We start from the raw sequence: 15903 nt of genomic DNA, 5'->3' as shown, positions 1-15903 counted from the left end.
TCCTACAGTATGGAGGGCAAAATGGTATCTAATCGAGAAATGACCATTCACTTTTTATCTTCTCAAAAAACCAGCATCATTTCCAAATGGAAAGATGAGTTGCTGCATTTACCGGACGGATATCTGGGATATTTTAAAGGAGAAGTGGAAAATATTTTTAATCTGCTAATGGATCAGCTTGGAAAATCGGATACTGAAATTGGTGATGTACTGAAGGTCGTAGGGGAAAAAATTGCGTCTGATCGAGTTAATAAGCAATTGGATATGGAAAATTTCTTTTCCACTGCAACCATCGGGAGATCCACCATCATTGAGCACGTATTGAATTCCGAAGCACCCAAAGAAGAAATATCGGTTCTAATTAAGCAAATAAACGTTTACTTCGATAAACTCATTCATTTTGCATTATCCCATTATACCGAATTGAAAACGATCGAACTTGAAGAACGCTATCAATTCATAAGCCCAAACCATAAAGACCGTTTGACGCTACTTGGCCAAATGACCTCAAGCTTTGTCCATGAATTCAGAAATCCACTGACTTCCATCATGGGATTCATACAATTGTTACAGGCAGAACAGCCTGAGATAAAATACCTTGATATCATTTCAAAGGAATTGGATCAGCTCAATTACCGGATCACACAATTCCTTAATATTTCCAAAAAGGAAACTTCAGCATCACCACCTGATCTATTTTCCATTGCTCAGCTTGTGAATGAGGTAATCGAATTTTTATATCCGAGCATCTTGGAAGTAAATGCCTCCATTACATGTAATATTGCCGAGGATGCCGTAATTTCCGGTTCTAAAGAAGAATTCCGTCAAGTTTTACTTAATATTATTTTAAACGCTCTTGATGTGGTTGCAGGGATGCCTTCCCCATCCATTTACATTTCAGGCTCTGAATCACCACCCGGCATTCTTACTTTAAATATATCGAACAACGGGCCGAAGATACCTGACGACGTTTTGCCGAATATTTTTGAACCATTCATCACCACCAAAAAAAGGGGAACGGGATTGGGATTATTCGTCTGTAAAGAAATCGTTTTAAAGCATCAAGGAACCTTAACCTGCCACTCTACCGATTTCCTAACGACCTTTTCCATACAATTGAAAACTAAATAATGGATAAATAACCTTTTTTACTTAGGTTTTTAGTGTGAAATTTTTGACTGATTGACGTCCAGTTACTTATACTAATAGGTAGGTTCCACTACTAATCGAGGTGAATGATCCTATAGATTGAAAATATAAACCAGCATAATTTTCATACAAGATAGACAAGACTTATTTTTCATCTAACATTTTATACACTAAATATCATTTCATTCATTATTGGTTTTGGGAGGTGACTGGGATAATTAAATCGTTTTGGCGATTCAATTAAGTCCCACACTAATTGGACATATTAAGTTTTTTATTCGTCATTATTTTAATCGCTTTAACGGCCTTTTTTGTAGCTTCTGAATTTTCGATCATAAGGGTCCGCAGCTCCAGGATCGATCAATTGATTGAAGAGGGAAATAAAAAAGCCATTGCGGCTAAGAAGGTTACATCCGATCTTGATGAGTACCTATCCGCGACACAGCTTGGTATTACCGTTACTGCCCTTGGATTGGGTTGGCTAGGACAACCGACCGTCCTCAAATTGGTTGGGCCATTATTCAATGCCTTGAATATCCCTCAAGAAGTCACAAGCATTCTGACATTCGTCATTTCATTTTCCCTGATTACGTTCCTGAACGTGGTTGTAGGTGAATTGGCTCCAAAGACGGTTGCCATCCAAAAGGCTGAGCAAGTGGCCTTGGCAATTGCCAGCCCGCTGATATTTTTCCATAAGATAGCCTTTCCCTTCATATGGGCCTTGAATCATTCTTCCCGATTAGTTGTCGGATTATTTGGCTTCAAGCCAGCATCCGAAAGCGAAATAGCCCATACGGAAGAAGAATTGCGTTTCATCCTATCAGATAGCTATAAAAGCGGAGAGATTAACCAGTCGGAATTCAAATATGTAAACAACATCTTTGAATTCGATGATCGTGTTGCCAAAGAAATCATGGTTCCAAGGACGGAAATCATGACCATATCCAAAGATGATACGGTACAGGAATTCGTCGATGTCGCCAAATTGGAAAAATACACTCGATATCCTGTTGTCGAAGGTGATAAAGACCATGTCATCGGCTTAGTGAACTTAAAGGAAGTTTTCTCGGATCTTATAAAGAATCGGGAAATCCATATCAAAGCAATAGAAAATTACGCTCGTCCGATCATTCGGGTAATGGAAAATATCCCGATTCACGATTTGCTGTTAAAAATGCAAAAAGAACGCATTCATATGGCTATTTTGATGGATGAATACGGCGGAACTTCCGGACTTGTCACAGTCGAGGATATCCTCGAGGAAATCGTTGGCGAAATTCGTGATGAATTCGATATCGATGAAGTTGCCTCGATCAGGAAAATTAAAGATGGACATTATATTTTAGATTCTAAACTTCTTGTAAAGGAAGTGAATGATTTACTTGGCATTCACTTAGAAGAAGATGATGTCGATACGATAGGCGGATGGGTCCTTACTGAAAATTATGATGTGAAGGTAGGGGACATCATGGAAAAAGACGGCTTCTGCTTTAAAGTGATTGAAATGGAAGATCACGCCATTCGTTCTATCGAGGTGACAAAAAAGGTCGTACAGCTTCCTCTGGAGGAAGACCTTACCCAAGGATAATGATTAAAAACAGCCACGTAAATCACCTTTTACGTGGCTGTTTTTTCGATTGTTCATTTATCGGGAAACCGCCCCATTTTTTTGACCGTTACGATTGGAGGTGTACTCTTTTTTTTCCATAAAATATACAGCATGATAATGATAAAGGAAAAACCAGCAGCCGGAATGAGATAAGGTTCCGTTATTTCCCGGATTTGCTGCCAATTCTCGCCGAGGATCCGCCCTAAGGTCAGAAACAAGATGGTCCAAGGTATGACAGCCGCAACCGTATAAAATATAAACTTCCATACGGACATCCTTGCAATTCCAGCAGGGATGGAAATGGCATGGCGAACCACTGGAATGAATCGAGCCGTAAAAATCACGCCTACACCATACCTTTGAAACCACTCTTCAGCATGTACAATATGATTTTCTTTAATTAAAATATATTTTCCATACTTCAAGAGAAAGGGACGTCCTCCATAATAACCAGCCCAATAGAGAAATAGCTGTGCCATCGTCCCGCCTGCCACTCCTGCAAGAACAGCTCCCCAAAAATTCATTTTCCCAAGGCCGACCACATAACCACCGTATCCGAGAACAAGCTCACTCGGGATGATTTCAACCATCAGCCCCAATAAAATCCCCATATACCCCATTTCCGCAAACCAATTCAATATCGTCATAATAAGCTGTGATATCATGCTATCAGACTCCCCTTACCGCTAATTTCAAATTGTTTGTCCTTCTATCCTATTTCAGCTCATAAAGTTCTATTCGATTTTTCATATCCAGCTTCACAATGCAACACATTTAGAATGCACAAAAAAAGACCAGCTGATATGTAATCCGGTCTCATTGCATCAATATTCTTTTAGCTCCCGTTTTTGGGAAAATTGAGAAAAAACAGCTGTGGTGAGTAAGGATGAATCATTTTGTGAAACATTAGTGAAAATCTCTTGGCGTGATTTCGTTTTTTCAATATGAATCCCGAGATTTTTATACTTGTTGATTTTTTGATTATTCATGCTTACCCTCCCTTTCTGCTGTACCGTTATCCTTTAACTTCCCATTTAACGAAGAGATGAAACCTGTTTAAACGATTCATCCAAAAAACAATCAATTGACTTGAATCGTTTGCAGTTGGTGTTCGTGCACTTCGTCTTTTTCAACATGTACCTGCACCTTATAGGTTCCCGATTCTTCGAAAGATACCTTATTTAGATATGTTCCATTCCCATCTTCTTCAGCTTTGGTGAAATGACTCTCTTCGCTGCCTTCCTTCCAGACCTCGAAATTCACATCTGCCTTTGTCAGTGGTTTCCCATTCAATTCAACGGTCGCTTCAAAGTTCGAACTGTTTCCTGCCTTTACAGGGTTACTTTGAAACTCGATGGATACATCCGTACTAGGATGAACCGATGCACCTTCACTTTCATGTTCAGGAACGACAACTTCTTTTTCAGGCATTACATGAAGGCCTTTGGCCGTTACATGGGAGACTACAATATATTTGCCTTGTTCTTCAAAAGTATGCATCACTTGATACATGCCACTTCCAGTATTCTTCGCTTCAAGCATTTCCCGTTTATCCTGTCCGGACTTTCTCACTTCAAACAGTACCTCATCAGCTTCATTCACCAATTGGCTTCCCTGTTTCACTGTCGTTTCAAGAATGACTTCTTTTCCAGGCTCCACTTTCCCTTTTATGACAATTGATGCATCCATCGATTCTGGAACAGCACTGTTCACTTCTTTATCCTCTGGCATTTCAGCCTCTTGACACCCAGCCAGCATAACTAACAATGCAGTACACATATAGAGTTTTTTCATATGAACTTCCCTTTACTATTTATTAGACTAAAAATCTGTCCTTTTCATATTGCCCATCCTTTCCATTTTTAGGATTTTTATACATAATTTAACACTAAATGGTTCGCATCACGGTGACTGAAGTCAGCATGGCTACCGCGATGATCGTTAAAAATGAATATAAAAAGATTGTAGTCCCCACAACGCTCAATCCGCAAAGCAATACGCATCCATCAATGAAAAAAATCAGCAGCCCTACATTGAGTCCACTTTTCCTGGAAAGGATCTGTGCCAGCATATCCGTTCCGCCTGTAGAGGTCCCATACCGAAGCATCAAGCCGATTCCAAGTCCAATCAACCCTCCCCCGATTATCGCACTTACATAAATGGGAAGGTTCCATCCTGTGACAGCGTCAGAAAAAATGTCGATGCATAAAGAGGAAAAAAGCAAGCCATGCAAGCTGTTCAGGAATAATTTTTTTTCAAAATACCAAGCATATATATATAATGGAATGCTGCTCAAAATCACACCCAGCCCAGTCGGAAGTCCTATATAGTAATGAAAAATCAGCCCAATCCCTATCATGCCGCCATCCAATAAATGATAAGGTATCAGAAAAAAATTGATTCCCACTCCTACTAGCATGCTGCCGGCAATGATTGCTGCCATCCTTTCCATGATTTTCATGGCCGCCACCCCCTTTAATCTTCAATGAAAACTTGTCTTGGTTTCTATAGAATATGTTTGTACCATCCAAAAAATAATGAAATTGACCAATTTTTTAGGAAACGGCCCTCAGTTTTCTGAATATTCTATAATATGTTACAATAAAGTAGAGAAAACAGTCAAAAACAGCTAATTATTAGCTCAAACTAATCCTTTTCATGCAATTTACCGGATTTAAGGTGCCGTAAGCTGTTTGACTGAATGATTAACTCTTTCTATAATAAAAGTATTTAAATTAATTAGATTGAGGTGATTTGATGGGGCATTAAAGAATGTTCGTTTTGACGGACGAACGCTGCTTTGCGTAACGGATATGTGCATCCTTTTGGAAAATGGCTGCACTCCTTCAGACAGAAATTCTTCTATTTCCCGTCTACGCATCGCTAATCGGCATATACTATTATTCTCTTCATCACAAAAAGAAATGGGAGTTCAAGCGGCTGCACATCTATTACCACAGCCATTTTGAAGTAATCCCAAAAATATTCAGCACGGCAAAAAAAATATACTTGTATATTTTAAAAATGTAGGAGGTGTACTCCTTATTCGTCTCGAAGGCGAGTTAAGGGAGACTATTTGGACATAATAAACTTGGTTCTTATTGCCATTTTAATTGCTTTAACAGCATTTTTTGTAGCTACGGAGTTTGCGATTGTTAAAGTGAGAAGCACGAGGGTCGATCAATTAATTGAAGAAGGAACGCCGAATGCTATTTCAGCAAAGAAAGTCATATCCAACCTGGATGAATACCTCTCAACATGCCAGCTCGGAATTACCGTTACAGCTCTAGGGCTTGGGGTGCTTGGGGAACCGACAGTTGAAAAGATTTTGCACCCACTCTTGAATCAATTGAATCTTCCAAATTCAGCTTCACATGCACTTTCGGTTGCAATTGCCTTTTCTTTCATTACCTTCATGCACGTGGTTGTTGGGGAATTGGCACCAAAAACATTGGCGATTCAAAAAGCGGAGCAAGTAACCTTATTGGTTTCCAAACCTTTAATTGGTTTTAACAAAATCATGTATCCATTCATCTGGGTACTGAACGGCTCTGCAAGGACGCTTACAAGAATGCTAGGATTAAAAGCAGTTTCCGAACATGATTTGGCTCATACAGAAGAAGAGCTGCGTATCATTGTTTCCGAAAGCTACAAAAGTGGCGAAATTAACCAATCAGAGTTTAAATATGTGAATAAAATTTTTGAATTCGATGATCGGATCGCAAAAGAAATCATGGTTCCACGTACAGAAATTGCAACGGTATCCAAGGATGATACGATCCAGCAGTTTTTTACCGTTATGGCGGAAGAGAACTTTACACGATATCCTGTCATTGACGGTGATAAGGATCATGTTATCGGAATGGTCAATATCAAAGAGCTATTCACTGAAATGATAGACAAGAACAATCAGGCAGCGTCAACGATCGATCGATATGTTCGTCCGATCATCCGTGTCATTGACAGTATCCCCATTCACGATTTACTTTTAAAAATGCAAAAGGAACGGATCCACATGGCTATCCTCATGGACGAATACGGCGGTACGTCAGGCTTGGTGACCGTTGAAGATATTCTTGAAGAAATCGTTGGCGATATCCGCGATGAGTTCGACCTGGATGAAGTGCCGGATGTCCGTAAATTAAAAGAAGATCACTACATCATCGATGCCAAGGTATTAGTCAGTGAAGTGAATGACTTACTTGGATTGGATATCAATGATGAAGATATTGATACGATGGGCGGATGGATCCTTACCGAGAATTACGAGGCCAAACAAGGTGATATCCTGACTTACGGTCCTTATAACTTTAGGATAAAGGAAATGGAAGATCACCATATTCGTTATATTGAAATATATAAACAAGTAAAAGTCGTAAGCGAAGTAAAAGAATTCCCGATCATATCACAAACCGAAATCGTTTCATGATAATAACCCCCGTTCCTAAAAGACAATAGGATCGGGGGTTATTTTTTTTACTGGTACATGAAATAAAATCAATACATATTATATAAAACCTGCTGCTTTTAACATTGAATGATTACATGAAGTATAGTTCTACCTTAATTGTTTCATACTGTTAAAAAAGCGATACTTTTTGAAGGAGTGAGGAATCATGAAACTCATAACCATTTGCCAGCACTGCAAAGGGAAAGGGAAAACCCGTTATCTGCAATTTTTTTCCCGGGACTGCAATCATTGCAACGGTCAAGGTAAAGCGGTAAAAGATATGTCAAATTTAAGAAATCAGGCAAAAAACATCTAATAATCTTTCATATTTTGAAATTGGTTTTGATGACACCTGCCCTCTTTAACGTATCATAAACAATCAGTATCGAAGGTCCAAGGAAAAGCCCAATGAAGCCAAGCATCTTAAACCCTAAGTAAAGACTGATCAACGATGCCAATGGGCTCAACCCCATATTTGCTGAATAGATTTTTGGTTCGATTGTCCTTCTTATGATGGTAATGACCAGGAAAAGGATGATGAGGCCAATACCTAGATGATGGTTGCCTTGAGCCCAAACGATTACTGCCCAAGGAACCAGTACAGATCCCGTCCCCAAGATAGGAAGAATGTCCACAACTACTATTAGTAGTGCCAATGGAATCGTATACTTCACATTTAACAACCATAGTCCTCCATAAGCCATGATGAACGTTATTAAACTCAACGTGATTTGTGCCTTGATGAAGCCTACGGCTGCCATACTTAAATCTTGATAAACTAGCGAAATCTTTTGATAGGTGGATGTCTTCAAATAAAGGACTGCCTTTTTTCTTAACTTTGGCAATTCAAGACTAAATAAGAATAAAGCGATTAAGTAAATTAAAAAGTCAATGAAAAATCCCGGAATGAGTGTAACGAATTGAACCATATCCTGAACAAAGCCCTCTGTGAACCCCTCCAGAGCCATGACTCCCTTTTCCATCGTTTGTTCTATTGATTGAATGAGATTTGGCGGTAAAGTTTGGGAATACCTTTCCCATTGCCTAATGACTGGCAATATAGCCGTCAAATACACTTCACGTATGAAACCGGGAAATTCTTCCGAATAGACAATGACCTTCTTGATTAATACCGAAAAGGAAAAATAAGTGATGCTCATAAGCCCGCCTACATATAAAACAAATGAAATCAATACTGCCCAAAACCGATGCAGCTTTGCCGTTTCACCAATCATGCGGACCAATCCATCCAAAAGAATGGCGGTGAGCAACGCTAAAATCAAAGCCCATGAATAGGGAATGACGATAACTATGACTAAAAGGAGAATCCCCCTCCAAAACCAGCGAAAAAAGACGGCCACATTCACTGAACAAACCCTCCTTGCACTTTCCTGTTCTCCTTATATTTATGAAATGGGATCACATATATTTCGCTTATACGTTTTATTTTCTCAATAAGGGGAAAAAGAGATACAAAGAGATGGAGGGATTGACATTGGATAATAAAGATAAAGAAAAGTATCTTGAGGAGCGTAATGATAAATCCAAGGCCTTCAAGAAAAATCAGGAAAAACAGCTGGAACGTGATCAAGTGGTCATGCCCATTGATGATTTACCAATTGATGAAATTAAATATGAACAACAAGAAGAACGAAATAAAGAAGAAACAAAGCACCGCTCCACCAGCGAGAAGTTTTAAACAGAAACCAGCCACTTTAGAGGCTGGTTTTTGTTTGCAGGATATTCTGCATTCAGCTTTCAAGGTGACGTGTCGTATTGACTTTCACCAATTCTCAGTGGCACTTATGGACAATCGGGAAAAGCGCGTCCAAGGGAGACCCCGCAGGTGCAAGCCGAGGGCGGACCGTCCGCGGAAAGCGAGTGCCTGGAGCGGAAATAAACGCCCAAATGGACAAACCATTAAAAAACTGTTGGCAAACTCGAATTTACCTATAGTCTGAAATATCTCCCATCATATATTAGGGTTCTTCTTGTGATTGTGCTTATGCTTCCCCGTTGTTTTTTGATGATTTGAGAAGACTGAGCTTTCCCTCAATTCATTCATTTTTCCAGTATTTTTCCCTTTCCCGCTTTGCTTCCAAAAATAAACATTGACTGAAATAAATGATTCTTTACAATAGACTTTTAAGAATTAAAGAATATAATGGATTGGTCGACCATTATAAAGGAGAAGCATATGACGAACCCTACTCAATTATTTCATCAATATTTACAAGTATCGAGATCATTAGTCAGCAAAATGAATGAACAAATTACATCACTTGAAATTTACCATAATCAGTGGACAATCCTTAATTACCTAAAGAACTGTGGCTATTCCACAATCCCCGATATTTGCAGTTACCTGGATGTAGATAGTGTTATCATCACACGTTCGGTCAACAGTATGGAACAGAATAATATGATTAAACAAGTTCCTGGTAAAGATGAACAGGAAAAACGAATCGAACTGACCCCCCGGGGCAAAGAGGTACATACAAAATGTCTTAAGATTGCCGAAAAAATCGAAGGGAAAGCCCTGGAAGGCATTACTGAAGAGGAACAGGAAGTATTTTTCCAGACGGTCCTTAAAATCCTCAATAATATAAGAAACTAAAATGGGTAGCTTATATCATTGTTGAATAAGTGTGAAGCAAGGCCTTTCCTTACTTTCGCACCAAGCTATAGCCATGCCTTTTTTAAAAGCCGGATTCCTGTTTCGATTTCCCTTTCGGTTAAACCACCGTACCCAATCAAAATAGTCGGATCTTTCACATTCTTTGAATGATAAACCGATGTTGGGTGGACTTTAACCCCCACACTGGCAGCCTCATGAATGAGCTCTGCCTCACTGCTACCGTTTTTCACTTGTAAAAGAACGTGCAAGCCTGACTTTTCACCGATTACGGCTACACGATCATGGAAGCACTCTTCAATGGCATTCAGCAGCACCTTATTCTTTTTACGGTAAATCGTTCGCATTTTATTCAGATGGCGTTCCCAATGTCCATTTTTCATAAAAAGACAGAGCGTTTCCTGAATCAGTCTGGAAACGGTCTGTTTGTATCCTATTAACTTCTGCTGATAGCGGCAAGCCAACTCCATGGGTAACACCATAAATCCCACCCTCATTGATGGGATGAGCGACTTTGAAAACGTGCCTAGGTAGATGACCCTTCCATTGGTGTCCAACCCCTGCAATGACGGAATCGGCTTACCAGCATGTCGGAATTCCCCGTCATAATCATCTTCAATAATATAACCCTTTTTTTCCACTGCCCAATTGAGCAATTCCACCCGTCTAATTATCGGCATGATCATACCGGAAGGAAATTGATGGGAAGGAGTGACATAGGCAACATTCGCTGCACTCTCTTTCAAGGAGTCCACACTCATTCCACTTTCATCCAAGGGTATGTATGCCATATCCGCTCCCTCCAGCCTCAGTACCTCCCTTACCCGATGAAAGCCAGGGTCTTCCAACCCAAATACCCGCTCATTTCCAAGAAGTAACCGCAGCAGATGGATGAAATGCTGGGTACCTGCCCCAATGATGATTTGATCAGCCCCGCAGCGAACTCCTCTCGATTGAAATAGATAGGATGAAATCTCAGCCCTAAGCCCCCATTCCCCTTGAGGATCACCGCTCATGAACATTTCCCTTTCCTGTAGATACAACGTATTGTTCAAGCATTTTTTCCATACGGCATGCGGGAAAGAATCCACGTCCACCCGGCCATGATTGTAATCTATCTCATTTCTTTCATTCGGAGGGCACATCATCCCTTCTGTTACAGGCAACGGCTCATTCAAAGCTGAAATCGGTTCTAAATCGGCTACATAATAACCTTTCCTTAATTGACTTTCCACATATCCTTCTGCCATCAACTGCTGATAAGCCGTATCCACTGTATTCAGGCCTATCCCTAAATGCAAGGCCAGTTTTCGTTTAGAAGGCAGTTTCATTCCGGCCTTTATTTGTCCATTCTGGATTTCCTTCATAAAGTATTTATACAATTGCACATATAAAGCTTCTTTATTCGTTTTATCTAAGGTTAGAGTGATTTCAAACATTTGGTCCTCCTTCAAACTGGTTCCATAAATTATATCAGCATTGGTCCTTATTGCAGAACCAGAATATTTTTATAATGAAGATATCAATCAAGAGGAGGAAACTATGGAGCATATCGAATTATACGGGAAACACGTGATACTCACCCCGATGATGGAACATCATATCGAACCGCTTTACGCCGCTTCCCTGCCATCTGAAATATGGGAATGGAGTGCAACAAAAATTTTGTCATATGAAGAGGCGATCTCATATGTAAAGGAAGGCATTCGAGCAAGGGAACAGGAACTTCATCATCCATTTGTCGTTATCGATCGGATTGATGATTCGATAGTCGGCAGCACGAGCTTAAGAAATATTCACTTTCATAATCAATCCCTGGAAATCGGCGCGACTTGGTATCATCCCGACAAATGGCGAACAGCCATTAACACAGAATGTAAGTACCTGCTATTGCTGCATGCTTTTGAAAAGTGGCAAATGAAACGGGTTGAATTCAGGACTGACGAATGCAACAAAAGATCGCGTGCAGCAATAACCAGGCTCGGCGCCCTTGAAGAAGGCATTTTGAGGATGGAGAAAAAACTGCAAGATGGGAGGATCAGGAACACGGTGGTCTATAGTATTCTCGAGCATGAATGGCCCAGGGTGAAAAGGAATTTGGAAGCTTTTTTGGAAAGGTGAAAATGAGAAAAAGAGTGCCGTTGTTTTGCACTCTTTTCTCTTGCTGCTATTTTTCATGTGGGTCTTTACGAATTTTCGCTAAAGAATCCTTTTGCCTTTTCGTTGATCGAATGAATATGAAAACGCCAATCGCAAATAAAAACGGCATTAGTAAAGCAAAAAGAAGATAAATCATATCACCAAAGAACAAGTTCATTCCCCCTAAGCAATGCGACGCGACTTTTGTCTGTAAAGCTTTTCCGTCAAACTTGGATGATCATTGCCTTAGTCTAAGCTTTGTGACAGGCGAATCATATCCTGGCACTGAATCCCATTTTCATAAATGGCCTCGGAATAGTTTCTCTTAAAAAAATCCCGATCGACCCCAGTTATTCTAAAACCGCATTTTTGGTAAAGCGCAAGCTGCCCTATCCCCGAATTCCCCGTTCCGATTTCAATCATTTTATATCCCTGTTCCCTTGCATGGCCTTTGGCGTGTTCAATCAATTGCCTGCCGATTCCCCTTCCATGGTGCCGTTCATCCACTGCGATGTTCATTATCTCTATCAGTTCCGGGCCTTTTTGCAGTAAAACATAAACACCGATCATTCGCTTATCACTCACGGCAACAAAGCACGTTCCGCTCCCCAAATATTCCTCGACCAATTCCCTTGAAGGATCTGCCAAAAGCAATAAATGCATCGGGGGTGTCTCATCCTTGAATAATTTCCTTATCTCCATCAGCATCCAAACCCTTCTCAGTTTAATTCTTCTACAAAAAGTTCAACCAATTCAAATGCAGGAAGTTCCCTGCTCAACTTATATCCCTGTCCTGCCCACAAAGCCATCAATTCAGGATTGTTTTTTTGTCCAGCCGCTTTTCGCATTTGTTTTGTCATGTGATGGATATAAGGATAGGCGACTGGTGCAACGCTATCATATTCCGTTAAAAAGTGATTCACCAACCCGCGTGCCCTCCGACCGCTGAAGGCTCGGGTAATGGAGGTCTGAGTAAATCGGGGATTTCCCAACGCTGCCTTATGGACCGGACTTGCCCCGCTTTCGGGACAGCGAAGGAAAGCGGTTCCCAATTGCGCCGCTGCTGCTCCCGCTTCGAGCACGGCCGCGATATCCTTTCCATGCATCAGTCCGCCCGCGGCAATGATCGGTAAGTCCAGTTCATCTTTTATCATCCGTATCAATACTAAAAGACCGTAATCATCTTCTGTGCGGTTATCAAAGCTGGCCCGGTGCCCCCCTGCTTCAAACCCCTGTACACATAGAACATCGGCGCCTGCTCCCGCCGCCTTTTTTGCTTCCTGAAGGTTGGTTACTGTCACGGCTATAAGGGAACCGACATCTTGGAGCTCCCTTATTACATCTTCCGTTGGACATCCAAACGTAAAACTGACGACAGCGACCCCAGCCTCCTTCAATACATGTAGTTTATTTCCCCAATCATCGTCATCACTATCGGCTTTTCCAATCTCAGCCCCAACGCTCTCGGCCTCTTTTTCGATCTTTTCACGATAGCCAGATAATATATTTTCATCTACCGCCTCGTTGCCTGGCACAAATACATTCACGCCAAAAGGGCGCTCAGTCAACTGACGGGTCTGCCCTATCTCGTCCTTCATCTCTTCCGCAGTCTTATAGCCAGCCGCGAGAAAGCCCAATCCTCCTGCATTGGATACTGAAGCCGCAAGCTTCGGAGTGGAAGCTCCTCCTGCCATCGGTGCCTGAATGATTGGATATCTCATTAACTCTTTCAACATTCCATACAACTCCCCTTGATTTTTCTTCATGCCCTTATCATTTTTACGTTTTCTTGGTATAATGATTATCTGTAAGAGAAAAGTGTCTAAATAATCACCCTTTATATCTTGCAAATATAAAACATAGGTGGTAAATAAAAAATGGAAACAAAACCATATAGAGTATTACTTTATTATTTGTATGTACCCATCGAAAATCACGAAGAATTCGCAGCCGAGCATCTTGCGGCATGTAAAGCCCTTGAATTGAAAGGCCGTATCTTGGTGGCTTCAGAAGGTATCAACGGAACAGTTTCAGGTACGATCGAACAAACCGACAAATATATGGAAATGATGAAAAGCGATCCCCGCTTTGCCGATATCGTGTTTAAAATAGATGAAGCTGAAGGCCATGCTTTCAAAAAAATGCATGTTCGTCCACGCAATGAACTTGTAACGCTTCGCTTGGAAGACGACATCAACCCGACCCAGACGACAGGCAAATACTTGAGCCCGAAGGAGTTCTTCGAGCAAATGCAAGATGAAAACACCATCGTCCTTGATGCCAGAAATGACTATGAATTTGATTTAGGACATTTCAGGGGTGCAATCAAGCCAGAAATCACGAATTTCCGTGAACTTCCCGAATGGGTCCGTGAAAATAAAGAAATGTTCGAAGGCAAAAAAATCCTAACGTATTGCACCGGCGGTATCCGCTGTGAGAAATTCTCCGGCTGGCTTGTCGAAGAAGGCTTTGAAGATGTAAGCCAGCTGCATGGCGGCATCGCAACATACGGGAAGGATCCCGAAGTCCAAGGTGAGCTATGGGATGGCCAAATGTATGTTTTCGATGAAAGGATTGCCGTACCTATCAATCAAAAGGAACATGTCATTGTCGGACGCGATATTTATTCCGGCGAACCTTGTGAACGCTATGTCAATTGCGCTAATCCTGAATGCAACAAGAAAATCCTTTGCAGCGAAGAGAACGAACACAAACATATGCGCAGCTGTACTCATGAATGCCGAGTGCATCCGCGTAATCGCTATGTAGTCGAGCATAACCTTTCTGAAGAAGAAGTGGCTGAGAGATTACAGCTAATCGAAGATTCCATTACGGCAAAATAATTTTAGCATACCCGAATCAGTGGACATGATCCCTGTTCGGGTTTTTTTATCGATTCAAACCAAATCTTATTTTCCTATATTAAACCTATGCCTTGGACTTCATTCCACTGCAAGAATTAACTATGATCTTTTTAATACACTGCTTCTATTGCAATATTACTTACATTCTTACTTCTATATCACAATAGAAAAAACCTTCTTAAATCGTAAAAAGAATGGTCAGCTTTAAGATTTTAGCTGTCAGCAGTTCTACCTTCAAAGAAAAGAGCGATTCCTCATTAGAAGAATCGCTCATGTTCTAACCTATTTTGCCTCTGCACTTACAACAATCCCGCAAGCTTGCCTATCGCCAGCATCACCAGTTTTCAAAGTATCTGCATCCGGTCCTTTTTCTCCATTGGCTTCATAGCGGTCAGGAATATTGGCAAAGTTGTCTGGATTCGCATGAACGATTACAGCCAGCTCTTCTTTCTTCAGTTGGTCTATTGTCATGTTATCCAATGTTGCCGTATATTTTGCTGTCCCATCTTCTTTTACATATAAAGGAGGCATATCACCTGCGTGCTTAGAATGCGTTTCATCAGTTGGATTGAAGTGTCCTCCCGCTGTAGTGAAAGGGCCATCCTTGGCATCCGCCTCACATGCTGCGTTTTCGTGAATATGGAATCCATGATAGCCTGGCTCAAGGCCTTCCAAAGCGGTCTCGATCACTACAGAATTCTCTTCAGCGGTAAAATTCACCGTCCCAAGGGTTTTACCTTCAACATCTTTAACTTCCGCTTTCACCTGCGGATCAACCGCTGTATCTGTTCCTTGTCCCACTGTAGTCATGTCCTCGGCATTATTATCGGCCTGATTTGAATCATCCGCTGAATTGCATCCATACAGTAAAAAGGCAGTACACATAGGCAGTACAAGTTTTTGTTTATAGTTCATGATAAATTCCCTCACTCTCTTATATGTATTTCCTCTTATTACTTTCCACTATTATGGAAGAATAAACAGAAAGCGGGATAAATAGGAAAATAGATTACACCAATGAGAGTGAACACCTTACTAAATTCACAGACAAGGATTT

General features: G+C 40.9%; 17 protein-coding genes. 7 read left to right on the top strand and 10 right to left on the bottom strand.

Translation table 11 applies throughout. The features are described from left to right. Window positions 1-21: 21 nt before the first annotated feature. Window positions 22-1131: a histidine kinase N-terminal domain-containing protein gene (locus tag ABC374_RS04010; RefSeq protein ID WP_350301624.1), complete on the top strand. Its 1110-nt coding sequence runs from the start codon at window positions 22-24 to the stop codon at window positions 1129-1131. Between the two features lie 274 nt (window positions 1132-1405). Further along, window positions 1406-2737 carry a hemolysin family protein gene (locus ABC374_RS04005; protein WP_137019416.1) on the top strand — a complete coding sequence of 444 codons (1332 nt, stop codon included), beginning with the start codon at window positions 1406-1408 and terminating at the stop codon, window positions 2735-2737. A 53-nt stretch (window positions 2738-2790) separates the two neighbouring features. On the opposite strand, the gene uptA is transcribed toward ABC374_RS04005, so the two are convergent. From uptA to ABC374_RS03985, 4 genes are all read right to left on the bottom strand, one after another. Beyond that, window positions 2791-3420, bottom strand: coding sequence for an undecaprenyl phosphate transporter UptA (uptA, locus tag ABC374_RS04000; RefSeq protein ID WP_350302807.1), 630 nt, complete (start codon window positions 3418-3420; stop codon window positions 2791-2793). Window positions 3421-3582: 162 nt separating this feature from the next. Then, window positions 3583-3747 (bottom strand): hypothetical protein, encoded by a 165-nt coding sequence (locus ABC374_RS03995; protein WP_157831095.1) that lies wholly within the window; start codon window positions 3745-3747, stop codon window positions 3583-3585. Between the two features lie 91 nt (window positions 3748-3838). Continuing rightward, entirely contained in the window at window positions 3839-4552 is a 714-nt protein-coding gene (locus tag ABC374_RS03990; RefSeq protein ID WP_413016080.1) for a FixH family protein, read from the bottom strand. 94 nt (window positions 4553-4646) lie between these two features. After that, on the bottom strand, window positions 4647-5219 hold the full coding sequence (locus ABC374_RS03985) for a YitT family protein (RefSeq protein WP_413016078.1): 573 nt from the start codon (window positions 5217-5219) through the stop codon (window positions 4647-4649). 615 nt (window positions 5220-5834) lie between these two features. Here ABC374_RS03985 and ABC374_RS03980 point away from each other — a divergent pair. Beyond that, complete coding sequence (locus ABC374_RS03980) at window positions 5835-7187, top strand: hemolysin family protein (protein ID WP_350301621.1); 1353 nt, start codon at window positions 5835-5837, stop codon at window positions 7185-7187. Window positions 7188-7531: 344 nt separating this feature from the next. Here ABC374_RS03980 and ytvI read toward each other — a convergent pair whose 3' ends face one another. Next, entirely contained in the window at window positions 7532-8575 is a 1044-nt protein-coding gene (gene ytvI / locus ABC374_RS03975) for a sporulation integral membrane protein YtvI (RefSeq protein ID WP_350301620.1), read from the bottom strand. A 128-nt stretch (window positions 8576-8703) separates the two neighbouring features. On the opposite strand from ytvI, the gene ABC374_RS03970 reads away from it, so the two are divergent. Together ABC374_RS03970 and ABC374_RS03965 are read left to right on the top strand one after the other, a co-directional pair. Continuing rightward, window positions 8704-8907, top strand: a complete 204-nt coding sequence (locus ABC374_RS03970; RefSeq protein WP_350301619.1) for a hypothetical protein — start codon at window positions 8704-8706, stop codon at window positions 8905-8907. A gap of 498 nt (window positions 8908-9405) precedes the next feature. Then, on the top strand, window positions 9406-9825 hold the full coding sequence (locus ABC374_RS03965) for a MarR family winged helix-turn-helix transcriptional regulator (RefSeq protein WP_336863169.1): 420 nt from the start codon (window positions 9406-9408) through the stop codon (window positions 9823-9825). Window positions 9826-9890: 65 nt separating this feature from the next. On the opposite strand, the gene pdxR is transcribed toward ABC374_RS03965, so the two are convergent. Further along, entirely contained in the window at window positions 9891-11282 is a 1392-nt protein-coding gene (pdxR, locus tag ABC374_RS03960; RefSeq protein ID WP_413016074.1) for a MocR-like pyridoxine biosynthesis transcription factor PdxR, read from the bottom strand. A 103-nt stretch (window positions 11283-11385) separates the two neighbouring features. Here pdxR and ABC374_RS03955 point away from each other — a divergent pair, with 103 nt between their 5' ends. Then, window positions 11386-11964: a GNAT family N-acetyltransferase gene (locus ABC374_RS03955; RefSeq protein ID WP_413016072.1), complete on the top strand. Its 579-nt coding sequence runs from the start codon at window positions 11386-11388 to the stop codon at window positions 11962-11964. A gap of 46 nt (window positions 11965-12010) precedes the next feature. Here ABC374_RS03955 and ABC374_RS03950 read toward each other — a convergent pair whose 3' ends face one another. The 3 genes from ABC374_RS03950 to ABC374_RS03940 all read right to left on the bottom strand — a co-directional run bounded on the left by ABC374_RS03950 (window position 12011) and on the right by ABC374_RS03940 (window position 13718). Continuing rightward, entirely contained in the window at window positions 12011-12154 is a 144-nt protein-coding gene (locus ABC374_RS03950; protein ID WP_350301616.1) for a hypothetical protein, read from the bottom strand. Window positions 12155-12228: 74 nt separating this feature from the next. Further along, window positions 12229-12684: a GNAT family N-acetyltransferase gene (locus ABC374_RS03945; RefSeq protein WP_350302806.1), complete on the bottom strand. Its 456-nt coding sequence runs from the start codon at window positions 12682-12684 to the stop codon at window positions 12229-12231. Window positions 12685-12701: 17 nt separating this feature from the next. Then, window positions 12702-13718, bottom strand: coding sequence for a nitronate monooxygenase (locus ABC374_RS03940; RefSeq protein ID WP_413016070.1), 1017 nt, complete (start codon window positions 13716-13718; stop codon window positions 12702-12704). Window positions 13719-13859: 141 nt separating this feature from the next. On the opposite strand from ABC374_RS03940, the gene trhO reads away from it, so the two are divergent. Continuing rightward, window positions 13860-14825 (top strand): oxygen-dependent tRNA uridine(34) hydroxylase TrhO, encoded by a 966-nt coding sequence (gene trhO / locus ABC374_RS03935; protein ID WP_413016067.1) that lies wholly within the window; start codon window positions 13860-13862, stop codon window positions 14823-14825. Between the two features lie 303 nt (window positions 14826-15128). Here the strand turns inward: trhO and ABC374_RS03930 are convergent, their stop codons facing one another. Next, window positions 15129-15761 (bottom strand): superoxide dismutase family protein, encoded by a 633-nt coding sequence (locus tag ABC374_RS03930; protein ID WP_413016065.1) that lies wholly within the window; start codon window positions 15759-15761, stop codon window positions 15129-15131. Window positions 15762-15903: the final 142 nt, after the last annotated feature.

The sequence above is a fragment of the Peribacillus phoenicis genome (assembly GCF_047238085.1).
GTDB lineage: Bacteria > Bacillota > Bacilli > Bacillales > DSM-1321 > Peribacillus.
This window is presented reverse-complemented; position numbering and strand designations above follow the sequence as displayed.